Genomic DNA, 21,665 nt, shown 5'->3' with positions numbered 1-21,665 from the left:
ACCCCGAGGCACCGGCCCCGGACGGCCACCCGGCACCAAGAACAAGCACCGGGCACCCCGCTACGACGTCGGTAAAACCGTCAAGCGCCCCGAGATCCTCAAGGCCATCGGCAAGCCCGGAAGATCTTGGTAGATAAAGAACAAGCTTAGACTTAGCGGCACCGAACTGTCAGTACCGCATGTGTCCGCTTGGCTGTAGCAGGGAGTTAAACGTGCAGGACATCGCTGTCGACCCCGTTGCCCACAATCGGGCAGCCTGGGACAAGTGTGTCCAAGAGGGCAACGAGTGGTCGAGGCCGGTGAGTGCTGAGGATGTCGAGCGCGCCCGCATGGGCGACTGGTCGATTGTTCTCATCGGGCGTGAGCCGGTCGACCGCTCCTGGCTGCCGACGGACCTGACCGGCAAGGACGTGTTGTGCCTGGCCTCCGGCGGTGGCCAGCAGGGTCCGATCCTCGCCGCCGCAGGGGCGCGGGTCACCGTATTCGACAACTCACCCCGCCAGCTCGGCCAGGACCAGATGGTGGCGGCGCGCGACGGACTCGAGCTGCGCACCGTCCTAGGCGACATGCGCGACCTCAGCGCCTTCGGCGACGCAACATTCGACGTCGTATTCCACCCGGTCTCTAACCTGTTCGTACCAGACTTGGCACCGGTGTGGCGTGAGTGCTTCCGCGTCCTGCGACCGGGCGGAACTCTGCTTGTGGGCTTCCTCAACCCTGATGTGTACTTGTTCGACCACGAGGCGCTCGACGAGCGCGGCGAGCTGATCGTCGTGCACAAGCTGCCCTACAGCGATGTCACGCAGTACTCCGCCGAGGAACGCGCCACGAAGTTCGGCGCGGATGCCCCTCTTGAATACAGCCACACCCTCACCGACCAGATCGGCGGGCAACTCGCCGCGGGGTTCGTCCTCACCGGCTTCGCGGAAGCGCCGCACCAATCCAACGCATCCGCTCAATACATGTCGAACTATTTCGCGACGCTGGCGGTCAAGCCGGGCTGACCCGGCCGTGGGTCCGGCCGAGACGGCCCTGTCTCCGAATGGCCAAGTGGAGCGCTGTGCCAGCCCGACCCCCACCAACTTCGCTGAGCCGCCAAAACGCCCGACGCTCCGACAACTCCTGACCATCGCACTGCAGAAGGGCTGACCGGTCCGCTCGCTATTGCGGTGGCTGAGAGGGAAGGGGGAGAGCTGAGAAGCTGTCCTCATGATGGACAAGGCAGGTGGGGTTGAGGGCCAATCGGTTCGCCCGGGCACGTACTCACGTGTCGAGCGGGAGAGACGGTTCCTGCTGGCCAGCCCCCCAAATTTGTCGGTGGTGAGCGTCACCCGTGTGATCACTGACCGGTATGTGACGGGCACTCGTCTGAGGTTGCGGCGAGCGGACTTCGCGGGCGGTCGCTGCGAGCTGAAACTCACCCAGAAAGTCCCAGCCCCTCTGTCGGGCGCCATCCAGGGCTTGATCACGAACACGTACCTGTCGCCAGCCGAGTACGAAGCGCTCGCTTCGCTGCCGGCCATGCTGTTGTCCAAGACGCGTTTCAGCGTGCCTCCATTGGGTGTTGATGTCTTCGACGGCCGTCTTCGGGGCCTGGTACTCGCGGAAGCCGAGTTCACCACTGACGAGGAGGTCCAGTCATTCGTGCCACCTGCCGAATGCGTGGCAGAGGTCACCGACGACGCTCGCTTTACAGGAGGGCGCCTTGTCCAAGCCTCTCGCCAAGAGTTGCTCGGGTGGTTGGCCGAGTACGGGATCCGTCCGGAAGACTGACGAACCGGTAGTCCGGAGAAGGCCTGTTCTGCGTCGTCCGTGACAAGACATCGATCGAGTGAGCGCCGGACAGCTACGGGGCTCGTCCCGGTCACCTGCCGAGAGGTGATGAACTGATCATTGATCCGGGACAGCCACCTGGCCGGCCTCCACCTGCGCGCCTCGATTTCAGCGCTCCGTGGCTGTCTTCTTGGCCTTCTTCTGCTGGGCCTTGTCCTCGGCCGTTTCTGATTTCTTTGCTTGGCCGGGCGGTCGGTGCGGGGTCTCGGTCGTCGTGCCGCCCTGTGTTGCCGCGGCGGGTGTGTCCGTATCTCTTGGTGTGGTCTGTGTTGTCTTGGCCGCCGAGGTGTGTGTGGCTGCATCGACGGCCCGTTTGTGGTTCAGGTCGTGGGAAGCGGGCTGGAGGCTTTGCCCGGGTGCGTCGGTGGGGAGTGCGCCGATAGAGGGGCTGTGGTCAGAGGGTGGTGTGGCCGTAGATGGCGTGGTCGCTTCCCCGTGCCCTGTGCTGCCAGGAGGATCTGTCTGCACGTTCGGGGCGCTGGCGGCGCGGGACCCGCTTCGGTCGTTGCCCTGTGGTGCGGAGTTGTCGGTGACGGCGAGGGTGGTTGCCATGACAGCGGCGAGGGCGGCGGTCGCGCCGAGCACCAGGGTGCGGCCTCGCGCGGGCGTGAGGAGGGAAGCGGTCCGATCTTCGTCGGACAGCGCATTCGCATCTGTGTGGTCGGCCGTCTGCAATTGTCCGTGGCTGGCGATGAGGCTCGTTGCCTGCGCCATCGGGCCGGCTGAAAAGCCGGCTGTGTCGGCCACGGCCGTCAGCGTGCGGGCGCAGTCGCGTGCTGTCGGGCGAGCCTGGTCGTCCAGGGTGGTCATATCTCGCAGCAAGTCGGCCAGTCGTTCCGGTAGGCAGTCGGGCAGGACTGGTTGGCGGTGCAGTCGTGCGATCGCGGCTTCGAGGGGGACTCCGTCGTACTCGAGTCTGCCGGTGAGGCATTCGAGGAGGACAAGGCCGAGAGCGTAGATGTCGGCGGGCCGGCCGACGGACTGGCCGCGGACCTGCTCAGGGGAGAGGTAGGCGGCGGTGCCGGTGAGGGTGCCGGTGGCGGTGCGGGTGGTGGCGTCAAGCAGTCGGGAGATACCGAAGTCGGTCAAGTGAGGGCGGCGGCAGGCGTCCAGCATGATGTTGCCCGGTTTGACGTCCCGGTGGACGATTCCCGCTTCGTGTGCGTGAGCCAGCGCCTGGGCGAGGTCGGCGCCGAGCGCGGCAGTCGCTTCGGGCGACAACGGGCCCTCGGTGATGACATTGCGCAATGTGCTGCCCTCGATCAGTTGCATGACCAGGAAGGCACGTCCGTTGTGCTGCCCGGCGTCGTAAGCGGTGACAACTCCGGGGTGGTGCAGCCGGGCCAGGATCACTGCTTCGCTACGCAGAGTCTCCTCGATGTCTACGCCGGTACCGGGCCGGAAGACCTTGACCGCCACTGGTCGTCTCAACCGCAGATCGAAACCTCGGTGGACGTCCGCGGCGCCGCCCGAGCCGAGGAGACCGTCGAGACGATACCGGCCGCTCAGTACCTCAGCGGAACACCGGGAAGCCATGGCCCGAGCAGAATCGCGCAACCTCATTCTTTCTCCCACTCATCAAGGGACGAACACCCCTGGCGAGCCGCGGCCGACACGCTGCGGACGCGAGTACCCGCGAGGAGCCGCGCTATCCCCACGTCCTCGCAGGCAGGGGCACACCGGCTGACGCGCTATCCACCGCAGCAAGCTGCCGCTGGCCCTGGCCGGGGGAGTTCCGGGTGGCAGGGGCGGTGGCCAAGCGGCGCAAAGGCCGCCGGGTGTTCCTGCCGCCGCGCAAGGTGCGCCAGGGACGACTGGATCGCCGGAGCCACCAGCCAACGTCGCTACGCCTCTTCGCCGGATGTTTCGAAGAGTGAGGTGATCGGTAATCCGATGCGGACCCTCCAGTTACTCCTCGGCCATGCCCGCGAGGCCTCCGTCTACTGCTGCGGTCTTTCCGCAGCTCACGCAGGTGTGCGTGGTCTCGCGCGCCGAGCTGCGGCGGCTGCTTTCGCTGAACCTGTGGCGGGCGCGCAAGACCTACAAGTCGCGCCGCTGCCAGCAGACCGGAGGCAGCCCAAGTCGGCCAGGGTCGTGCCCGGCCGGACTCGGCCAGCGCGGCCACCACGATCTCCTGCGCCTCCGATACTTCCTGAAATGGCCCACGAGCCGTCGACTCACCCGCGAACTCACCGTGCCCTCCATCCCGAGGCAGGTGTTCCAGAACCTGCTCGACGAGGACGATCGATGGCCGCTCCCATAGCGTCGCCTCACCGACAAGGCACTGCCCACGGACATTCGAGCGGCCGGCGCAATCCCCCTGCTCTTCGGCCCGTCCACCGAACGCCTCTGCCACCTGACGCCCGAGCACCTTGAGCTCGGCGACAAGCACACCCACCTCGTCCTTGGCGCCACCCCGTCCTGCTCCAGCACCTGACGAAGACCCTTCACCCAGGCGTCCTGAACGACCGCTTCTACCAGCCCTCCACCGCTCTGTGCGCGAAGCGGGCCCAGCACACGGGCCGACCCCTGCCGCTGCTGGCCATGTGCCTGACCTGTCCCAATGGCCGCCGCTCCAGCGTCCACCTGCCCCGTCTGACCACCGCCCGCGCCCGGGCCCAGCGCCCGCTCGACGCCCCGGCGGGGCTGTCCCGCCTCCAGTCCGCCGCGCTGACCACCCACATCGCCGAGCTCGACCACGCCATCGCGGAACTCCGCACCCCACCGGAAGCCCCGACGTATGAATGACCCCGCCGCGCTGCGGCTGCGGCAGGCCCTGGAACACGCCGGCGTGCCTGCACGGCCGGGCGTCGACCAGGCAATCGTGCATGCCTTCGAGCGGATCACGTCCGGAAGTCCCGAGCGCACCAGCGGCGGTTCTACCGTCACCGCCCTGTGCATTGAGGCTGGCATTTCTCGTGCCACCTACTACCGCTCGCCCGTGGCCAAGGCCATCACCGGCCTTCTGCAGGCACCGGACACGCCTCGCTCGCAGGACGACACCCTCACCACCGAGATCACCCGTCTCAAGCGAGCCGACCGTGCCCTACGTTCCCAGCATGCGGCCGAGCAGCGGGAGATGCGCGCCACCATTGCCGCCTACGTCACCGCACCCAGGCCCTCAGCCTGCGCAACGCCGAACTCGAAGCGGAAAATGCCGCCCTACGCGAGCACCTCGGCCAGGCCGATGGCTCGTTCACGTCGATCTGGTGACAAACCGTCGGTGCAGTGGCCGGCCTCAGTCGGAGCTGGTTGGTGGGGCGAAGAGGTAGCGGTCCATCATGAGTGCCGCGTCGGCAAGAGTCTCCGTGTCCCCCATGGGGTCGTCGCGGAAGGCGAGGTCGAGGAGGTTGCTTCCGACCTCGACCGCGAGCCGACACCGTCGACGTGATTCGTCAGTGTCCGGCATCGCATACCCACGGACGAGGGCCCGGTGAACCCGGTCAGCGATCTCCCGATCGGCCTGCTGGGTGTCGGCTCGCAATGACGCGATGCGCGGTCCGTTGTACCAGATCCAACGGTAGCCGGGCTCTTTGCGGAAGCGGTCGGCGTAGGCGATGATCAGCTTTTCCAGCAGGTCCTGCGAGCGTTCAGGCAGCGGCTCGGTTGTGACGTGCTCGGCGATCTGCACATCCAGCCGAAGCCAACTGCGCACCAGCGAGGCGACGATCGCCTCTTTGTCAGCGAAGTACCGGTACAGCACGCCGACCGACACTCCGGCCTCGGCCGCGATCAGCTTGGTGCCCAGATCGTCGTAGGAGGTCGTCTCCAGCAGAGAAGCTGTCACCTCGACAATGCGGGCGACCTTCTCTCGACTGCGTTGCTGCTGCGGCTCGCGCATCTCGGCCATCGAACTCCTTGACACCTTCCCAAAACTCGAACCAGAGTCTAGTTCATGTTTTTATCCAGGGGCAGCACGCGCACCAAGCTCGGGCCGGATTTCCAGCGCGTCTGGGCCTCGGTGATCGTCTCCAGCCTCGGCGACGGGATGCGCTTCGTCGCTCTGCCGCTGCTTGCGGCTCAGCTCACCTCCGATCCTCGCCAGGTCACCTTCGTCTATGTGGCCGAACAACTGCCCCTGCTGCTGTTCGGCCTCCTCTCGGGCGCCATAGCGGACCGCTTCGACCGCCGCCGCATCCTGTGGGTGGTCGACGCTGTCCGGGCCGTGGTCGTCGGGGTGCTCGCCGTCGCGGTGGCAGTGCACGCGATGACGGTGCTTCTGCTGGCCGGCATCGGTTTCCTTCTCGGGCTTGGACAGACCCTCTACAACGGAGCATGGTCGGGCATCGTGCCGACGCTGGTTGCCTCCCCGGAACTGACGCGCGCCAACGCCCGTCTGCAGTCCGGTTCGCTCATCACCGACACCCTCCTCGGCACCCCGCTGGGCGCGTTGCTCTTCGGCGTCTGCGCCACGCTTCCCTTCGCCGTCGATGCGGTGTCGTTCGCGGCCGCTGCCGTACTGGCCCTGATGCTGAGCGGCGACTTCCGTCCACGGCCGCAAAGCACACAAACCCCTTGGAGGAGGTTGCTCGACGATACGACGCAGGGGGTGCGCTGGCTCTGGCAGCAGCCGTTGCTCCGTCGCCTCTGCCTGACGTCTGGGATCACGAACTTTGTAGGTGGAGGTCTCATCGCCATTCTGGTGCTCTACGCCCGGCAGACCCTGGGCCTGACCAGTCTCGGATTCGCCTTGTTGGTCGCCTCCTTCGCTGTCGGAGGCGTAGCGGGGGCGTTGGCGACCCCTCGCCTGAGCGCCCGCTACGGAACCCCTCGAGTTCTGCGGCTGACTGCTGCGGCCACGGCAGGCACCGCAATGGCTGCCGGCGCGGCCTCCTCGGGCCTCATCGCCGGCGCGTGCATCGCTGCATATGGAGCGGCGAACCTGGCATGGAATGTGACCGCAGTGTCCCTCCGCCAGGCACTCGTCCCTGCTCACCTACTGGGGCGCGTGGGCATGGCCTACCAGATGGTCATCGGCGGTGGAATCACGCTCGGCGCTGTTCTTGCGGGTCTTGAAGCCGATTCCTTCGGGCTTCGTGCCCCTTTCTACATCGGGGGCGCTCTGCTACTCGCCGCAAGCTTGATCAGCATGCGTCCCGCGAGCAACGACACTCCAACGCCACGTGGCTCAACGGGATCAAGGGTTCATACAGCCCGACGACGCACTGGAGATACAGAAGCGACTGAGCCGGAGCGTGACCGATGAGCCGCCTCGGGAGAGGTGTGCACCCTTGTCGGCCCAGTACAGCGCAACGGCCCATCCATGCGGATACCGCCAGGGGCGAATACGTACGTGGTACCAGCTCTCTACGGAGCCTGTCGCCCGGAGCTGGCCCCACGTCTGACATGAGACATCAACGGGCTTTGACAGGCCGACAGGTCACATATCGCCGTCCAGCGCGGACGTGTCAGGCAGCTGCGCGGCCCCGGCCACGGTTTCCGGAAAACGCCGGCCCCATTTCTGTGCCGCGCCTGGAGCGCAGCACCACCCGGCCCGTGTCGACGGAGACGGCTGCCCGGAGACGACGGCGGCGCAGGCGGTGGCGGCGGTCAACGCCCCGCCGAGTTGGCCCGCAAGCTGAACCTCGGGGCGTGGGCCGAGCGCCACGGCCTGGTCGGCGATGACGGCAAGCCGCTGCAGTTGATGGTGACGCGCATCAAGAAGACCGTCGAGGTGCGCACGGCGAAGCAGGTCGGAGGGCATCTGCCGTCCGCGCGGGTGACGAACACGGCGGACACCTCCTTCACCCACTACCTGCGCAAGGACTCGTTCGTCGCCGAGTGGGCGGCCGACGTGCTCACGGAGGCGATCACCGACGCGGAGGAGAACGCTCGCGCAGTCATCGTCCGCCTCGGTGGCGGATCGGCTGCTGCCGTGCCGGATCAGCTGCGCGAGCAGGCGCGCGGAGGCGAGCTCGACACGCTGGCCTGTGCGTGCACGAAAATCGACCTCAGGCCGTCCAAGCAGCCGCGGCGGCCTGGCTATCAGAAGGAGGTACAGAGAAGTGTCACCTGATGACCACCGGGTGACTGCTGTCCGCTCGGCGATTAATCGGAGTCCAGGGAATGCTTGGAGAGTGTCAGCGCGAGCGATCAGCCGCCGACACACCGCGCGAAACACCCGAACCGCACCGGAAGGAATCTCACGCCATGACCGCGACCGCGCCCGAGGCTCAGACTGCACCAGGGGTGCGGTCCTGGTGGGGAATCCCGTTCGCCACCGCCGAGCGATACCGCCGCCCCGTGGTCGCGGATTTCGATCCGGACCGCCCCTATGACCGCAAGGGCGTCGTCTCTGTCCAGCCCGACAGCGGCGACTGGCTCGAAGCGGACAGCGGGATGGGCGAGGACTGCCTGAACCTGAACGTGTGGGCTCCCGGGCAGCCGACCGGGAAGGCGCTTCCGGTGGCCGTGTACATCCATGGCGGCGGATTCGAGTTCGGCGCGAACACGCAGATCACCTCGAACGCCGCCGGTCTCGCCGCGACGGGGCGCGTGGTGAGCGTGTCGGTCAACTACCGGCTCGGCGCACTGGGCGCGCTCTCGCTGTCGCAGTACGGCGGGCGGCTCGCCGAGGCCAGCAACCTCGGCCTGCAGGACGTCATCGCCGCGCTTGCCTGGGTCAAGCAGAACATCGCCTCCTTCGGTGGCGACCCCGACGACGTCACCGTCTTCGGCCACAGCGCCGGCGCCTACTCCACCCTCGGGCTGCTCGGGACCTCCTCGGCGGACGGGCTGTACCGGCGACTGGCCGGATTCTCCGGCGCGCCCTCGCGTCTCGTCCCGGCCTGGTGGGCCGAGGAGCTCGCGGAGCGGTTCGTCACCGAACTCGGTGTCGCGGGCAACCCCGACAAGCTGATCGATCTCGACGCGGCCTCCCTGGTGGCCGCCCTGCGCAAGGTCTGTCCGACGGATCTCGGAGTCCGTGGCGGGATGGACAACCAGAGCCTCGGCGTCGTCCTGGACGCCGAACAGCCCGGCGGGGTGCTGCACGCCCACCCCCTGGACGTCCTGGCCTCGGGCTCGCACCGGGACATCGACGTCCTCCTGAGCACGGCCAGTGACGAGATGGGCTGGTGGGTGGCGAACGACCTCGACCGGTTCGACCCGCACACCGTCGACCGCATCGTCGACGAAGTCGCCGGGTGGCGCATTCCCCGCTCCCGCGCCAAGAAGATTGTCGACGCCTACGACCAGGGCGGCCGCACCCCTGCCGAGGTCCGCGCCGCACTCCTGTCGGACTACATCTTCGGGCTCCCCGCCGCCCGCGGCGCCCTGGCCCACGCCGCCGCCGGCGGCAACGCCCACCTCCTGATGATCGGGCCGGCCGAGGGCGCACCCGCCGTACACGGCACCGAGATGTACGCCCTGGTCGGCCAGGAAAAGCCGGGCCGCAGCCCCGAACAGGCCGAGCGTGACACGCGTATCCGCGACATCGTGCTCAACTTCGCCACCGGCGAGCAGGCCCGCATGTGGCCCGCCGTCACGGACCGGCTCACCTCGGGAAGTGTCGGCAACCCTCCCTACGAGCCCAGCGCCCGCTACCAGGCGGTCCTCGACCTGTTCGGGAACATCGCCCGCCCCTGACGGCCGTCGGACCATACGGAACAGCGCAGGGCCACCACGGGCTGTGGCTGATCACCTGGGTTCCTGCGCCTGGAGCCTCGGCTGGACCTTCCCACGGGGCGAGCACAGTAAGGAGCTCGGTATGAGCCAACCGACAGCAGCCGGCGACGCCGCACCGGCGACGATGCGGGCCGTCGTCGTCACCCGGCCCGGCGGCCTCGACGCACTGGAGATCAAGGATGTGCCGGTGCCCGTACGCAAGGCCGGCTGGGTGCGGATCAGGGTGAAGGCGTTCGGCGTCAACGAGTCCGAGGTCACCACCCGCAGGGGCGAGTCGGACTCGGTGGTCACCTACCCGCGTGTGCCCGGCATCGAGGGCGTCGGCGTGATCGATGACGTCGACGAGGACAGCGAGCTGCGGCCGGGACAGCAGGTGGCCACGATGATGGGCGGCATGGGCCGCTCGTACGACGGCGCGTACGCGCAGTACGTGACCGTCCCCGCGGCGCAGGTCATCCCGTTTGAGACCGGCCTGCCGTGGGAGGTCGTCGGTGCGCTGCCGGAGATGTTCCAGACCGCCTACGGATCGCTGACCACCGGCCTGGACCTCAAGGCCGGGCAGACGCTGCTGATCCGCGGCGGCACCTCCGCGGTCGGGCTGAGCGCGGCCACGATCGCGAAGGACCTCGGAGCCATCGTGCTGTCCACCACCCGCAGCCCGGAGAGGGCCGGGGGACTGCGGGCCGCGGGCGTCGACCATCCCCTCGTCGACAGCGGCACGATCGCCGACCAGGTGAGCGAGCTGATGCCGGAGGGTGTCGACGCCGTACTGGAGTTGGTGGGCTGCTCGGTCCTCGCCGACACCCTCCGCACCGTCCGCCGGCACGGCACGGTCTGCTTCACCGGAGCCCTGGCGGGCCAGTGGACGATCCCCGATTTCACCCCGTTCATGATCCCCAACGGGGTGCGGCTGACGTCCTACGGCGGTCAGGCCGCCGACCTCCCGGCCGACGTCTTCGCCCGCCAGCTCCAGGCCATCGCCGCAGGGAGCCTCAAAGTCCCGGTCGCGAAGGTCTACCACGGCCTGGAACAGGTCCGTGACGCCCAGGCCGACGTCGAGTCCGGCACCACGCCGGGCAAGCACGTCGTCGTCCTGGGGGGCTGAGACGTGGGCAACCGAGAAACGACAACCGACCACCCACGATGCGCGACGGTCGACAACGGCCGGCCGCAGCATCCGTAAGAGGAACAGAACCCCATATGAGAATCCGACTGACCGCCGGAGAAACCGTCCTCAACGCAACCCTCGACGACAACGCGACGGCACGCGACTTCGCCTCACTGCTTCCGCTGACGCTGCAGATGAACGACCTGCTCAAGCGCGAGAAGTACGGTCACCTGCCCCGGTCTCTCACCGCAGGAGGCGAGTCGCGGTCCAGCTACGAGATCGGCGACATCATCTACTGGTCACCCGGTCCCGACATCGCCATCTTCTATGACCACGACGGCCAGTCCATCCCCGACCCCGGCATCATCGTCCTCGGCGAAATCGGCTCGGGGGCCGATGCCTTCACGCAGTACGACGGCACGGTCGACGTCACCATCGAGGCCGTCGACTGAGACCCAGCCGGAAACCACCGAGATCGTGAACCAATGAGAGGAGGGGGGACGGTCGTGGCCTCGCAGGCCGCGAAGGCGGCCGGGGTGAGACCGGTGCGGTCGCGGAAGAAGCGGCCGAAGTTCGCGGGGTCGGTGAAGCCGAGGTGGACGGCCACAGCCCGGGCATCCCACCGGGCACCTGCCAGCAGGCGCCGGGCTTCCAGCAGGCGCCGCTCGTCGATGACTTCACGTACCCCCTTGCCGGTGGCGTCCCGGGCGGCACGGCTCAGGGTGAGGACCGCACAGCCGGGCAAAGCGGCGTAATCCGCGGCTTGGTGCAGCTCGCGAAAGCGGCCTGCCTGCTCGGCCCGGAGTGTCGCTTGCCCACCATCACGTGTCCGCAGGCTACCGCCCTTCGAGTCGGCTTCGACGGAAGGATGGGACGTGCCACCGCGCCCGCGAGGCGCGCCCTCCGCCTCCTTCGATGCCACAGTCCGTCACCACCTGAGAAGGCTCACCACCCATGAACGGATCGACCCTGCACAAGACCGCCGCCGACTGCGCGGAGGAACTCCCCGGAGCCCAGCTGGAGCACCCCTTCGGCCCCGACTGGGAGGTCTACAAGGTACGCGGCAAGGTGTTCATGCTGTTGACGGAAGTCCCGGGCCGTCCCGTCGTGATCCTCAAGGCGGACCCCGGCGAGGCCCACGCCCTGCGGGAGCAGTACAGCCACATCACCCCCGGCTACCACATGAACAAGAAGCACTGGATCACCCTGGAGAGCGGAGAAGGCGTCGACAAGGAGCTCGTCAGGGAGCTCGTCACCGACTCGTACCGGCTCGTCGTCGCCCATCTGCCCAGGGCCGAGCGGCCTGTCGACCCGCACACCTACGGCACCGGCACGCGGGCGGCCCGGTGAGCGCGGCCGGTGACCGGCTTCAGGACACCGCCCGCCAGGCGGCCCTGGCCCTCCCCGACGTCAGCCACGGCTACCCCTTCACCCCGGGACTCGACGTGTACAAGGTCGCGGGCAAGGTGTTCCTGATCGTCACCGACGACCCGGACGATCAGATCATCACGGTCAAGTGCGAGCCGGAACACGCCCGCGCTCACGTACGCGGCTACGCCTCGATCACACCGGGCCGCTATCTCGACAAACGCCACTGGATCTCGCTCGGGCCTGGATCCGGCATCACCGAGCGGCTGGTCACCGACGCGGTCGAGGATTCCTACGACCTGGTTGCCGAGCGGCTGCCACGAAGCGACCGCCCCGGTGCCCGATGAGCGCCGCGAGCTTCCCCGCGAACGGCGAGCCCTCGCTCGTCAGCATCCCGTGCAAGGGCTCGCCCGCCCCGTCCGCACACGCCCGCCTGCGACCCGGGAGACCGATGGAACCGGCCGTAGTGATCCTGCCGCTCTTCGACGAGGAGCCCTCCCGGCCAGTCGCCGACCGCCTGCGCCCCACAAAGCTGGAAGACGTCGTCGGGCAGGACCACCTCCTGGCCACGGACGCCGCTGCCGGGCCCGCACGGTCGCCCGGCAGCGCCTCAGCTCCATCATCCTGCGGGAACGCCCGGCCTCGGGAAGACCACCATCGCCCGGCTCCTCGCGGACGGCAGCGACATGGCCTTCGAGCCGGTGTCGGTCACCTTCTCCGTCGTGGCCGAACCGCTCCAGGCCACCGATGGTAAGTGGATCGACTTGCCTTATGGGTGGTGCGGGAGTTACCTTCAAGTGGTGAGTCCATCGACTTACCTTACGCCTCGGCAAGGAACAATGAACATGAATCGTCTTGCGGGCAAGCGCGCCCTCATCACCGGCGGCACGAGTGGGATCGGTCTGGAGACCGCGCAGCGTTTTGTCGCGGAGGGGGCCGACGTGCTGGTCACAGGCGTAACCCCGGCCAGCATCGACAAGGCGCGGCAGATCCTCGGGGACAAGGTGCCGGTGGTGCAGGCAGATGCGCGCGATCTCGATGCGCAGCGCGGCCTGGCGGAGCGGGTGCGTGAGCACTTCGGGAAGCTGGACGTGGCATTCCTGAACGCCGGCGTCTCGGACTGGCGGCCGTTCGAGGACCACACGGAGGACAGCTTCGACCGGCTCTTCGACATCAACGTCAAGAGCGTCTTCTTTCTCACGCAGGCCCTGGTGCCCGTGCTGGCCAACCCGTCCTCGGTCATCCTCAACGCGTCCAACAGTGCGCACGGCGGCTACGGGCAGTCGAACGCCTACGCCGCGACGAAGGCGGCTGTCGGTTCCCTGATGCGGTCGTGGAACGCGGACCTGCTCAGGTCGCACGGCATCCGGTTCAACGCGGTCAGTCCCGGCCCGGTGGACACCCCGCTGTACTCGAAGCTCGGTATCGAGGATCCCGCGCAGCAGACGGCGGTTCTGGAGGCGATCAGCTCCGGCATCCCGCTGGGGCGCATGGGTCTGCCCGAGGAGGTCGCGGAAGCCGTCGTGTACCTGGCCTCCGATGCCTCCGCCTTCGCTGTGGGCCAGGACCTTATCCTGGACGGTGGCCAGACCGTTCTCTGACAGCGAGGATGCGGCTGGGAGACGGGCGAGGGGCGTGGGTAGGTATGTCGGTGGCGGACCGTGACCGAGCGGAAACCGGTGGCGATACGTGCCAGGCCGGGTACCACGCGCAGATCAAAGCGGAGAACCGCGCGCGCATCATCCGCGCCGCCCGCGACCTCTTCCTCGCCCGGGGATACGACAAGACCTCCCTGGCCCAGATCGCCAGGGAGGCGCGCGTCTCCACCGGTACCCTCTTCAAGCGGTACCCGTCCAAGGCCGCGCTGTTCGCGGCCGTCACCTCCGAGCAGTGGCAGCTGGACGTGCAGTACGCCGATCCGCCCCCGCCGGGCGATCCCCGGTACGGTCTGGACCACATCGGCCGCGACTACGCCTGCCTGGTCTCGCGGCCCGGCACGGCGGCGCTGTGCCGCCTCATCATCACCGAACTTCCCCAGATGCCGGAACTCGCCGACATCGTCGGCACCGGCTTCGCCATCGACCGCGGACCCTTCTTCGACCGGCTCCGTGACTACCTGGACGCCGAAGCCCAGGCCGGCACACTCGACTTCCGTTCGGCCGACGGACAGACACAGCCGGCATCCGCAGTGGCCGAACAGTTCCTCGGCATGATCTGCGGCCAGCTCCTCTGGCCCCAGCTCGTACGGACCGACTTCGTCCCGCCCGACCCCACCGACACCACGATCGTGGACGAAGCCGTCGCCCTCATGCTCACCCGCTATCGAAAGATCTGAACCAATACCGGGAATCAGGCCGCGACGAGCTCCTGCTCGCGGTCCGGCGTCTTGACCTTGGGCTTCTTGTTCGGCAGCGAGAGCCGGAAGACCTTGTGCCACGCGGAGAACACCTGCTTGGGCAGCGGCCCGGTGACGTACTCCAGCTCGTACTTTTCGAACAGCGCGCGCACCTTCACCGCGACCTCGGCGTACCGGTTGCTCGGCAGGTCCGGGAACAGGTGGTGCTCGATCTGGTGCGACAGGTTGCCGGTCATGAAGTGCATGGCCCTGCTGCCGCTGATGTTCGCCGAGCCCATCATCTGGCGCAGGTACCACTGGCCGCGCGTCTCGCCCTTGATCGACCGGCGCTCGAAGACCTGCACGCCCTCGGGGAAGTGCCCGCACATGATCACCGAGTGGGTCCAGATGTTGCGGACCAGGTTCGCGGTGAACGTGGCGGCGAGCGTGGGGAGGAACGACGGGCCCGACAGCAGCGGGTGGATCACGTAGTCCTTGAGCACCTGCTTGCGGATCTTGCGGCCCACGGCCTTGGCCTGCGCGCGGAACTCCGGGTTCTTGCGGCGGCGCTTGTGCAGGTTCTTGCCGAGCTCCAGGTCGTACGCTGCGATGCCGTACTCGAAGAAGCAGGCGTTGATGAAGTTCCACAGCGGCTGGCCGAGGTGGAACGGGTGCCACTTCTGGTCCTCGTCGACGCGCATGATGCCGTAGCCGAGGTCGTTGTCCTTGCCGATCACGTTGGTGAACGTGTGGTGCAGCTCGTTATGCGAGTGCTTCCACTGCTCGGACGGCGAGACGTGATCCCACTCCCAGGTGGTGGAGTGGATCTTCGGGTCCCGCATCCAGTCCCACTGGCCGTGCAGGATGTTGTGGCCGATCTCCATGTTGTCCATGATCTTCGCCACGGACAGCCCGGCGGTGCCGAGCAGCCACGCGGGCGGGAAGATCGAGAACAGCAGCACGCCCCTGCTGACCAGCTCGAGCTTGCGCTGCGCCGAGATGACCTTACGGATGTAGGCGGCGTCTTTCTCGCCGCGGCCCGCGATAACCTCGTCGCGGATCGCGTCCAGCTCGCGGCCTAGCTCCTCGATCTGCTCCGCGGTCAGGTGGGCGGTGGGGTCGATGGCGGTCAAGGTGCTCCTACCGTTCGATGTCGCAGGGGCCCGCCGCGGCGGACACGCAGGTCTGGATGAGGACGCCCGGCTCGGCCTCGGTGATCTCGCCGGTGCGCAGGTCGCGGACGGCGCCCGCCTTGAGCGGCGTGACGCAGCCGAAGCAGATGCCCATGCGGCACCCGGAGGGCATGAGCACGCCGGCCTCCTCGCCGACGTCCAGCAACGGCGTGGCGCCGTCCGCGTCGACGGTCCTGCCGGTGGCGCTGAACGTGACCTCGCCGCCGTCGCCGGCGACGACGATGCTGGGGCGGAAGCGTTCGGTGTGCAGGCGCTCTTGTACGGCGTGCTCGGTCCAGTGCTCTTCGGCGGCGTCGAGCAGGCCCGCGGGCCCGCAAGCCCAGGTCTCGCGCTCGGCCCAGTCGGGCACGAGTTCGTCGAGACGGGCGATGTCGAGCATGCCGTCTGTGTCGGTGTGCACCTCGATGAGCCGCAGCTTCTTGTCCGCGACCAGGTCGTGCAGTTCGTTGCGGAAGATCACGTCCTGCGGCTGTGGCGCGCAGTGGACCATGACGACGTCGTCGAACTCGATGTCGCGCAGCATGCCCATCACGGGCGTGATGCCGCTGCCGGCCGTCAGGTAGAGCACCTTGGCGGGCTTGGCCTGCGGCAGCACGAAGTCACCGGTCGGCTGGTCGAGCTGGATCAGCGTGCCCGGTTTCGCCCTGCGGACCAGGTGGTTGCTGACCTTGCCGTCCGGGATCGCCTTCACGGTGATCGTGACGCGGCCGTCCCGGCGGTTTGTCGGCGAGGTGATGGAGTAGGCACGCCACAGGCGCACCCCGTCGACGTCGACCCCGATCCGCACGTACTGACCGGCTGTGTGGCCGCGCCAGCCCCGTCCCGGCCTGATCACGACAGTCGCGGCGTCACCCGTCTCGGGGTGCACGGCCTCGATGCGCCCACGCAGGTCGGCGCCCGCACGCAGCGGGCTGACCAGGTCGAGGTAGTCCGACGGCAGCAGCGGCGTCGTGACCATCTCCAGCAGTTTCCACGCCCTGCTGCGGAGGGCTGTACTCGTCATGACTCCAGCTTGCTGTGCCTCAAGGCGTAAAGTCCTGACCGCAGGACGTAAATCTGGTCGGCTGAATTGTTCGCAGGGAACAAAACGTGAACCATGCAATCCGGAGGGCCAGCGAACTGGCCCTGGATGAGACGACGGTCACCGCACTTCGGGCCGCGCTGAAGGGCACCGCCGACGAGGTCGTCCAGGCGATCATCGACGAGGTCCCTCCCTACGCCAACGCCCTTTCGGGCCACATGGGCGCCACCATCCGCCGAGCCGTCCGCACCGCCCTGGGGCACTACCTGGACCTCGCGAGCGGGAACGCCACAGGCGGCGACGCCGGTGACGCGGCCTACGAGCTGGGCCGCGGCGAGGTGCGCGACGGCCGTTCGATGGACGCCCTGCTCGGCGCCTACCGCGTCGGCGCCCGCGTGGCCTGGCGATGCCTGGCAGCGGGTGCCGTACCCGCAGGTCTGCCCGCCGCCGAGGTCGCCAAGTTCGCCGAGCTGACCTTCGCCTACATCGACGAGCTCTCCGCCGCGAGCGCCGCGGGCCACGCCGACGAGCTGGCCGCCCGGGGCAGGGCCCACGAGCGCCACCTGGAACACCTGGCCCGCGACCTCCTCGCCGGCGCGAGCCCGGACGTGCTGCTGGCCTCTGTTCAACGGGCCGGGTGGCAGCCTCCGGTTTCGCTGACCGTGGTCCTGCTGCCCGCCGACCAGGCCCGGCCTGCCTACCGCGCGCTCGACCCGAGCACCCTCGTCCTCGACGATCTGCCGGACGCCACCGGTGTGCTGCTCGTCCCCGATGCCGACCGATCACATCTCTTGCGGCAGCTGACCGACCGCACCGCCGTGGTCGGCCCGGCCCGGCCATGGACTCGTGCGTCCGCCTCGTACGCACGAGCCGTACGCGCGCGCTCCCTCTCCTCTGATATTCGCGACACCGAGGACCACCTGCCCGAGCTGGTGCTGAGCGCCGACGTGGACGCGTTCGCAGACCTGCGTGCCCGAGCCCTCGCACCGTTGCGGACCTTGCCTGTCGCGACCGCACGGCGGCTGGAGGAGACGTTGCGGGCGTGGCTGCTGCACCAGGGCAGGCGGGACGAGGTGGCGGCGGCGTTGTTCGTCCATCCCCAGACAGTCCGGTACCGGATGTCGCAGCTGCGGGAACTGTTTCCGGATCTCGCATCGCCACACCGGGTCCTTGAACTGACGCTGGCGGTCGGTCTTCGGGTCAGCTGACGCGTACTTCGACCGCGCACGACCGCGTCCGCGAGCGGTCCAGGAATCGTGCCTCGTTCTCGGTGCCATCAGCTGGCTCATGCGGCCCGGGGAAGAGCGGTATCAGCGGCTGAGACCGGGGGTTGATGTGAGGACCGGACAAGGCCTCGGGAAGCCCGTCGGGAGCGCTGTCTCTGAGAAGCACGGTGGCGGATACGGCTCGACTGGATCCGGTGGACGATGCGCACCGGCCCGCTCGTCGACGCGCTCATCGAGCATCTGGTCGGTGAGCTGGGCCGCTATGCCCTGGAAAACGGCTTTCATGTCGTCGTGAAGGGCGCTGTCCTGGCACGAGCTGACCCATGGGCACGCGGCGGGCTGAAACTGGGTGACCGGCGGGCGGCCAGGCCGGGTCACCAGGGGCGGGGGCCGGGCCGCTCGCGCCGGGGACCACCGTGGTTCTGCGACGGCCCCATGCCTCCCTTCCGACAGGTCAACCGGACGACCGACCGGGCCGGCCTGGCACACCGCGCGAGGGATGATGGGGATGGAATGACGGAACGTGAGATCAGGAGCTTCCATGGCGAAGCGGGTTCACCAGCCCCGTGAGGACGCGGAGTTCAATTTCATCCTCGGGATGAGCGGAGTCCCGGTCCTCGCATACTTCACCGGGACATGGCCCAAGGCAATCGAGCCCTGCCGTGCGATGGACCTCGTCATGGGTGACATCGCAGACGACTACACGGGCCGCCTGACGGCCGTCCGCACCGACATCACGCGTTGTCCGGCCGCGACCGAGCGATACGGGATCACCGGAGCGCCGTCCTACGTCCTGCTGAAGGAAGGAGAGGCGGTGGCGCACGGCACGGGGCCCATGACCATCGCCGAGGTACGGAAGTTCCTGGACGGCCACCTCTGAGCGGCCGCTGCGGCACGTGGCCGCGACGCCCGTCACCTCTCGTCTAGGGGAGCTGCGCCGCCTGAGACACCTTGGGGCTGAGACACCCCCCAGGTCACATAACGCAGTCGATCGCGGTCGCGTCCGGCAGCCGCCCGGCTGCGGCCACGACCTCGGGGAAGGCCGGCCCCATGTCGGCACCCCGGCGTGAGCGCAGCACCACGGTGCCAGCCTCGACGGACAACGCCCCCTGGCAGGCAGTCCAACACTGCCCCATGCAGGCGCCTTGGCGGGAGCAGAGAGGCCGAGCTCGCGTTGGACAACGGACAACACAAAACCCTGTCGGCGATTTGGGCTCGCCCGCCCAGCCCGGCCGCATATCAGGTTCGGGCACGGGTCTGGCCAGCATCGGCTCCGGCAGCGACCACGTCACACCGGAACCTTCCACCAAGGACGCCGATGCTGTCCTGCCTGCTAGGTCCACCGTATCCGCCATGGCCAGTCGCAGGGCCTGGTAGGTGACCAGCAGCGCGAAGACTTCCTGGGTGATGCCGGCAGGGGTCCGGGCACGAAGGACCCGGCGCCCGGAAGGGTGGACTTGATGTCCAACAGGACGATCATGCCCTCGCGCAGGCTGCGGAACAGGGGGCAACGAAGAGGCCGGTGTCGCTGCCGAGGGATCGGCGGCCGTGTGATCGTCCACGGGCAATCGCGGCGTGCTTACGGCAGCCGAGGGCGGGGAAGTGATGATCTCCATGACGAGCGTGATGCAGAACTACGGTCTCCTGTGGACCGACCCGGACGGCACCCCGCAGGCGTCGGCCGGCAGGTACGACAAGCGGTCCGCGAAGCATCGCCGCACCGAACTGAAAGCCGTGGGCTGCACCCGTGTCGAGATCGTGCCGGTCAGGCCTGGCGAAGTTCCCGAGCCGGTTTCCTGAGCGAAGCGGACGAGGCAGAGCACTCCAGGCGTGAGGGTGTCTGTCCGAGCAGGCGTATCCCGTCCCAGCAGCACCTGAGGGCCGCGCAGTGCGTCGACCAGCCACTGACAATCCCTCAGTCGAACAGACCGAGGTCTGCCAGTAGCCGCGCTGCGTATCCAGCAGCGAGTCCCGCCTGCCGCGCGTATCGCTGCGCCATACCCCCAGCCGGACCTCGGGCCCGTCGGGCAGTACCTCGACGTGGGACCGGCTGTTGGGTCCTGCGGATTGGGTGCGTGCCTTGTATTGCGCGAGGGTCGCGACGCCTCGTTCGAAGGCCCCTGCGGGCGTCGTGGACGGCTTCACGTGTGTCTCCTGCTCCGGGGGCAGGGGCACGATGCCAAGTTGCTCCAGACGTTCGCGCCGTCCGTCTGTCAGGGTCTGCCAGACGTCCGGCTTGGGCTGTCGGGCCAGCCATTTCTCTTCCGAAGTACAGCTTTGTCAGGTAGCGGTGGTGGTGATCAGGTTGTGTCATCTGCGCTGTGCATGGTTCATGTTCAGTGATCGTTGGAATGCGGTGGCATCTGGACGCCCGCACCGTGATTCTGGCGTGGGTCACCGCCGACACCTGGTCCGGTTTGCCTCGACGCCCCGTTCCCCGTCACCGGCTACCGCTCCACCCTCACCGTCCACGAGGTGCCCTGCGAGCCGGAGACGTCCCGGGTCGAATGGTCCGGCGTCGTCACCCCGGCCGGCGTCGGCGACGAGGAGACCGTGGCCCTCTCCCACGGCATCGACGCCGACGGCCTTGACGCGCTCGTGCGCACGGTCACCGATGCCTGACCGCATCGCCTCGCACGCCGGGCACCGAAAGGACCGTGGGGAAAGTCAGTGACATCCCTCACGTGCCCGGTCCCCATCAACGTGCCGCGATAGTACGTGGCGTGTGGCTGATATAGGCGGATCTAGCATATGGAAGCAGGCATACGCGGCACCTCGGCCGGGGTCACCGGACCGGGCCACCGGCCTCGAGCCGTCGGACCGCCTCTGCCGTCCTTCTGACGGAGTGTGAGGCGCCGTAGGCGTCCGGCGCGGCGGCCCGGCACAATCCCGGGCCGGATTCAAGGGCGCCCTCGCCTACTAGGCGAGGTAGTGGAAGGCCCCGTTGCCGTGCCCTCACGCGGCTTTTAACAATGACGGCCCCGCAAGGCGTCCCCGCAGGTCAAGCGCAGTGTCTGTGCGAAAACGAGCCCGCCGGAGGCGCAAGGACAGTCGACCGAACGAGGTCCGCATGAGGAACACCCGGAAGCACCGCAGGAAGACGCGCCGCCGGCCCATAGCCGTCGCCGTCCTGGCGATGAGCGCGGTGGCGGTGCCGTCGGCCGCCATGGCGTGCATGGGCGACGGAGGAGCCGAGGCCATCACCGCCACGTCCAGCGGTCCCTGGACGGACGGGGGGAAGGCGTCCTGGAACGGACACCGGACGGACGGGAGGAAGACGTCCTGGGACGGGCACCGGGGGCGGGACATCCGGAAGCCCGCGGCGACGGCTTCGCCCCCGGCCGCGCCGACGACCTCTCCCGGGACTGCGGCGCCTGCCCCGGAGAAGCCCAAGGCGCCCGTCTCGAAGACGACCACCCCGCCCGCTCCGACGAGGACCACCGCCGCGCCGAAGCCGCCCGCCACCACGGCCCCCACCGCCACCACGGCCCCCGCCGCCGGCACGGCGACCCCCGCCGTCGCCCGCGTGGTCGCCCTGGTCAACAGCGAGCGCGCCAAGGTCGGTTGCTCCCCGGTCACCCTGAACGCGAAGCTCTCGCAGGCCGCCCAGGCCCACAGCGCGGACATGGCGAGCCACAACACCATGTCGCACACCGGTTCCGACGGGTCCGACCCGGGACAGCGGATCACGCGCGCGGGCTACCTCTGGAGCACCTACGGCGAGAACGTCGCGTACGGGTACTCCACGCCCGAGCAGGTCATGGCGGGCTGGATGGCCAGCGCCGGTCACAAGCGCAACATCCTGGACTGCGGCTTCAAGGAGATCGGTGTGGGGGTGGCGCAGCCCGGCAACTACTGGACGCAGGACTTCGGCACGGTCCGCTGACGCTCACGGGGCCGACGCCCGTCGCGGCCCGCCGACCATCACGCCGGCCGCGGCCGCTCCGGAGCGAGC

23 protein-coding genes and 1 pseudogene are annotated in these 21,665 nt (G+C 68.4%); 18 read left to right on the top strand and 6 right to left on the bottom strand.

The window, feature by feature from the left end:
• Positions 1-212 precede the first annotated feature (212 nt).
• Positions 213-1,004 (top strand): class I SAM-dependent methyltransferase, encoded by a 792-nt coding sequence (locus tag ACFWBB_RS39755; RefSeq protein ID WP_385283261.1) that lies wholly within the window; start codon positions 213-215, stop codon positions 1,002-1,004.
• A 205-nt stretch (positions 1,005-1,209) separates the two neighbouring features.
• Positions 1,210-1,773 carry a hypothetical protein gene (locus tag ACFWBB_RS39750; protein WP_385283257.1) on the top strand — a complete coding sequence of 188 codons (564 nt, stop codon included), beginning with the start codon at positions 1,210-1,212 and terminating at the stop codon, positions 1,771-1,773.
• Between the two features lie 168 nt (positions 1,774-1,941).
• Here ACFWBB_RS39750 and ACFWBB_RS39745 read toward each other — a convergent pair whose 3' ends face one another.
• Positions 1,942-3,369 (bottom strand): protein kinase, encoded by a 1,428-nt coding sequence (locus ACFWBB_RS39745; protein ID WP_385283254.1) that lies wholly within the window; start codon positions 3,367-3,369, stop codon positions 1,942-1,944.
• Between the two features lie 385 nt (positions 3,370-3,754).
• Here ACFWBB_RS39745 and ACFWBB_RS39740 point away from each other — a divergent pair, with 385 nt between their 5' ends.
• On the top strand, positions 3,755-4,096 hold the full coding sequence (locus ACFWBB_RS39740; RefSeq protein ID WP_385283251.1) for a hypothetical protein: 342 nt from the start codon (positions 3,755-3,757) through the stop codon (positions 4,094-4,096).
• Between the two features lie 281 nt (positions 4,097-4,377).
• Positions 4,378-4,581 carry a hypothetical protein gene (locus tag ACFWBB_RS39735; RefSeq protein ID WP_385283249.1) on the top strand — a complete coding sequence of 68 codons (204 nt, stop codon included), beginning with the start codon at positions 4,378-4,380 and terminating at the stop codon, positions 4,579-4,581.
• A gap of 490 nt (positions 4,582-5,071) precedes the next feature.
• On the opposite strand, the gene ACFWBB_RS39730 is transcribed toward ACFWBB_RS39735, so the two are convergent.
• A complete protein-coding gene (locus ACFWBB_RS39730; RefSeq protein ID WP_385283246.1) occupies positions 5,072-5,683 on the bottom strand; it encodes a TetR/AcrR family transcriptional regulator in 612 nt (203 codons plus the stop codon).
• A 45-nt stretch (positions 5,684-5,728) separates the two neighbouring features.
• Between ACFWBB_RS39730 and ACFWBB_RS39725 the strand changes: the two genes are divergently transcribed.
• The 5 genes from ACFWBB_RS39725 to ACFWBB_RS39705 all read left to right on the top strand — a co-directional run bounded on the left by ACFWBB_RS39725 (position 5,729) and on the right by ACFWBB_RS39705 (position 11,019).
• Entirely contained in the window at positions 5,729-7,039 is a 1,311-nt protein-coding gene (locus ACFWBB_RS39725) for an MFS transporter (RefSeq protein WP_385283243.1), read from the top strand.
• A 360-nt stretch (positions 7,040-7,399) separates the two neighbouring features.
• Positions 7,400-7,849, top strand: a complete 450-nt coding sequence (locus ACFWBB_RS39720) for a hypothetical protein (protein WP_385283240.1) — start codon at positions 7,400-7,402, stop codon at positions 7,847-7,849.
• 134 nt (positions 7,850-7,983) lie between these two features.
• Entirely contained in the window at positions 7,984-9,420 is a 1,437-nt protein-coding gene (locus tag ACFWBB_RS39715) for a carboxylesterase family protein (RefSeq protein WP_385283237.1), read from the top strand.
• A gap of 121 nt (positions 9,421-9,541) precedes the next feature.
• Complete coding sequence (locus ACFWBB_RS39710; protein WP_385283234.1) at positions 9,542-10,564, top strand: alcohol dehydrogenase catalytic domain-containing protein; 1,023 nt, start codon at positions 9,542-9,544, stop codon at positions 10,562-10,564.
• A gap of 95 nt (positions 10,565-10,659) precedes the next feature.
• Entirely contained in the window at positions 10,660-11,019 is a 360-nt protein-coding gene (locus ACFWBB_RS39705) for a cyclophilin-like fold protein (RefSeq protein ID WP_385283232.1), read from the top strand.
• Between the two features lie 50 nt (positions 11,020-11,069).
• Here ACFWBB_RS39705 and ACFWBB_RS39700 read toward each other — a convergent pair.
• Positions 11,070-11,348: pseudogene (locus tag ACFWBB_RS39700) on the bottom strand (helix-turn-helix domain-containing protein); the annotation flags it as partial.
• 173 nt (positions 11,349-11,521) lie between these two features.
• On the opposite strand from ACFWBB_RS39700, the gene ACFWBB_RS39695 reads away from it, so the two are divergent.
• From ACFWBB_RS39695 to ACFWBB_RS39680, 4 genes are all read left to right on the top strand, one after another.
• Positions 11,522-11,917: an MmcQ/YjbR family DNA-binding protein gene (locus ACFWBB_RS39695; RefSeq protein ID WP_385283229.1), complete on the top strand. Its 396-nt coding sequence runs from the start codon at positions 11,522-11,524 to the stop codon at positions 11,915-11,917.
• Entirely contained in the window at positions 11,914-12,282 is a 369-nt protein-coding gene (locus ACFWBB_RS39690) for an MmcQ/YjbR family DNA-binding protein (protein WP_385283226.1), read from the top strand. The genes ACFWBB_RS39695 and ACFWBB_RS39690 overlap by 4 nt, the downstream gene beginning before the upstream one ends.
• Before the next feature lie 339 nt (positions 12,283-12,621).
• Positions 12,622-13,536 (top strand): SDR family oxidoreductase, encoded by a 915-nt coding sequence (locus ACFWBB_RS39685; RefSeq protein WP_385283224.1) that lies wholly within the window; start codon positions 12,622-12,624, stop codon positions 13,534-13,536.
• A 44-nt stretch (positions 13,537-13,580) separates the two neighbouring features.
• A complete protein-coding gene (locus ACFWBB_RS39680) occupies positions 13,581-14,270 on the top strand; it encodes a TetR/AcrR family transcriptional regulator (protein WP_385283221.1) in 690 nt (229 codons plus the stop codon).
• A gap of 14 nt (positions 14,271-14,284) precedes the next feature.
• On the opposite strand, the gene ACFWBB_RS39675 is transcribed toward ACFWBB_RS39680, so the two are convergent.
• Positions 14,285-15,403 (bottom strand): fatty acid desaturase family protein, encoded by a 1,119-nt coding sequence (locus ACFWBB_RS39675; protein WP_385283219.1) that lies wholly within the window; start codon positions 15,401-15,403, stop codon positions 14,285-14,287.
• Between the two features lie 7 nt (positions 15,404-15,410).
• Positions 15,411-16,466, bottom strand: coding sequence for a ferredoxin reductase (locus ACFWBB_RS39670; RefSeq protein WP_385283217.1), 1,056 nt, complete (start codon positions 16,464-16,466; stop codon positions 15,411-15,413).
• 86 nt (positions 16,467-16,552) lie between these two features.
• On the opposite strand from ACFWBB_RS39670, the gene ACFWBB_RS39665 reads away from it, so the two are divergent.
• Positions 16,553-17,692 (top strand): PucR family transcriptional regulator, encoded by a 1,140-nt coding sequence (locus tag ACFWBB_RS39665; RefSeq protein ID WP_385283214.1) that lies wholly within the window; start codon positions 16,553-16,555, stop codon positions 17,690-17,692.
• A gap of 559 nt (positions 17,693-18,251) precedes the next feature.
• On the top strand, positions 18,252-18,590 hold the full coding sequence (locus tag ACFWBB_RS39660) for a thioredoxin family protein (RefSeq protein ID WP_385283210.1): 339 nt from the start codon (positions 18,252-18,254) through the stop codon (positions 18,588-18,590).
• A 94-nt stretch (positions 18,591-18,684) separates the two neighbouring features.
• Here the strand turns inward: ACFWBB_RS39660 and ACFWBB_RS39655 are convergent, their stop codons facing one another.
• Positions 18,685-18,813 carry a hypothetical protein gene (locus tag ACFWBB_RS39655; RefSeq protein ID WP_385283207.1) on the bottom strand — a complete coding sequence of 43 codons (129 nt, stop codon included), beginning with the start codon at positions 18,811-18,813 and terminating at the stop codon, positions 18,685-18,687.
• A gap of 472 nt (positions 18,814-19,285) precedes the next feature.
• Between ACFWBB_RS39655 and ACFWBB_RS39650 the strand changes: the two genes are divergently transcribed.
• The 3 genes from ACFWBB_RS39650 (at position 19,286) to ACFWBB_RS39640 (ending at position 21,596) form a co-directional block, all read left to right on the top strand.
• Positions 19,286-19,510: a hypothetical protein gene (locus ACFWBB_RS39650; RefSeq protein WP_385283205.1), complete on the top strand. Its 225-nt coding sequence runs from the start codon at positions 19,286-19,288 to the stop codon at positions 19,508-19,510.
• Between the two features lie 675 nt (positions 19,511-20,185).
• Positions 20,186-20,332, top strand: a complete 147-nt coding sequence (locus ACFWBB_RS39645; RefSeq protein WP_385283202.1) for a hypothetical protein — start codon at positions 20,186-20,188, stop codon at positions 20,330-20,332.
• A gap of 448 nt (positions 20,333-20,780) precedes the next feature.
• Complete coding sequence (locus ACFWBB_RS39640) at positions 20,781-21,596, top strand: CAP domain-containing protein (protein WP_385283200.1); 816 nt, start codon at positions 20,781-20,783, stop codon at positions 21,594-21,596.
• The last annotated feature ends 69 nt before the right edge of the window (positions 21,597-21,665 follow it).

This window comes from Streptomyces sp. NPDC060000, from assembly GCF_042737375.1.
Classification (GTDB): Bacteria; Actinomycetota; Actinomycetes; order Streptomycetales; family Streptomycetaceae; genus Streptomyces.
Note: the sequence above shows the minus strand (reverse complement) of the source record. Positions and strands in the feature narration are given on the sequence as shown.

What these genes read in the sequence shown, in the direction of transcription:
- ACFWBB_RS39640 (WP_385283200.1), top strand. Translation starts at nt 20,781, where the DNA reads ATGAGGAACACCCGGAAGCACCGCAGGAAGACGCGCCGCCGGCCCATA.
- ACFWBB_RS39705 (WP_385283232.1), top strand. Translation starts at nt 10,660, where the DNA reads ATGAGAATCCGACTGACCGCCGGAGAAACCGTCCTCAACGCAACCCTC.
- ACFWBB_RS39715 (WP_385283237.1), top strand. Translation starts at nt 7,984, where the DNA reads ATGACCGCGACCGCGCCCGAGGCTCAGACTGCACCAGGGGTGCGGTCC.
- ACFWBB_RS39735 (WP_385283249.1), top strand. Translation starts at nt 4,378, where the DNA reads ATGTGCCTGACCTGTCCCAATGGCCGCCGCTCCAGCGTCCACCTGCCC.
- ACFWBB_RS39680 (WP_385283221.1), top strand. Translation starts at nt 13,581, where the DNA reads ATGTCGGTGGCGGACCGTGACCGAGCGGAAACCGGTGGCGATACGTGC.
- ACFWBB_RS39730 (WP_385283246.1), bottom strand. Translation starts at nt 5,683, where the DNA reads ATGGCCGAGATGCGCGAGCCGCAGCAGCAACGCAGTCGAGAGAAGGTC.
- ACFWBB_RS39750 (WP_385283257.1), top strand. Translation starts at nt 1,210, where the DNA reads ATGATGGACAAGGCAGGTGGGGTTGAGGGCCAATCGGTTCGCCCGGGC.
- ACFWBB_RS39725 (WP_385283243.1), top strand. Translation starts at nt 5,729, where the DNA reads ATGTTTTTATCCAGGGGCAGCACGCGCACCAAGCTCGGGCCGGATTTC.
- ACFWBB_RS39670 (WP_385283217.1), bottom strand. Translation starts at nt 16,466, where the DNA reads ATGACGAGTACAGCCCTCCGCAGCAGGGCGTGGAAACTGCTGGAGATG.
- ACFWBB_RS39745 (WP_385283254.1), bottom strand. Translation starts at nt 3,369, where the DNA reads ATGGCTTCCCGGTGTTCCGCTGAGGTACTGAGCGGCCGGTATCGTCTC.
- ACFWBB_RS39710 (WP_385283234.1), top strand. Translation starts at nt 9,542, where the DNA reads ATGAGCCAACCGACAGCAGCCGGCGACGCCGCACCGGCGACGATGCGG.
- ACFWBB_RS39740 (WP_385283251.1), top strand. Translation starts at nt 3,755, where the DNA reads ATGCCCGCGAGGCCTCCGTCTACTGCTGCGGTCTTTCCGCAGCTCACG.
- ACFWBB_RS39695 (WP_385283229.1), top strand. Translation starts at nt 11,522, where the DNA reads ATGAACGGATCGACCCTGCACAAGACCGCCGCCGACTGCGCGGAGGAA.
- ACFWBB_RS39685 (WP_385283224.1), top strand. Translation starts at nt 12,622, where the DNA reads ATGGCCTTCGAGCCGGTGTCGGTCACCTTCTCCGTCGTGGCCGAACCG.
- ACFWBB_RS39660 (WP_385283210.1), top strand. Translation starts at nt 18,252, where the DNA reads ATGGCGAAGCGGGTTCACCAGCCCCGTGAGGACGCGGAGTTCAATTTC.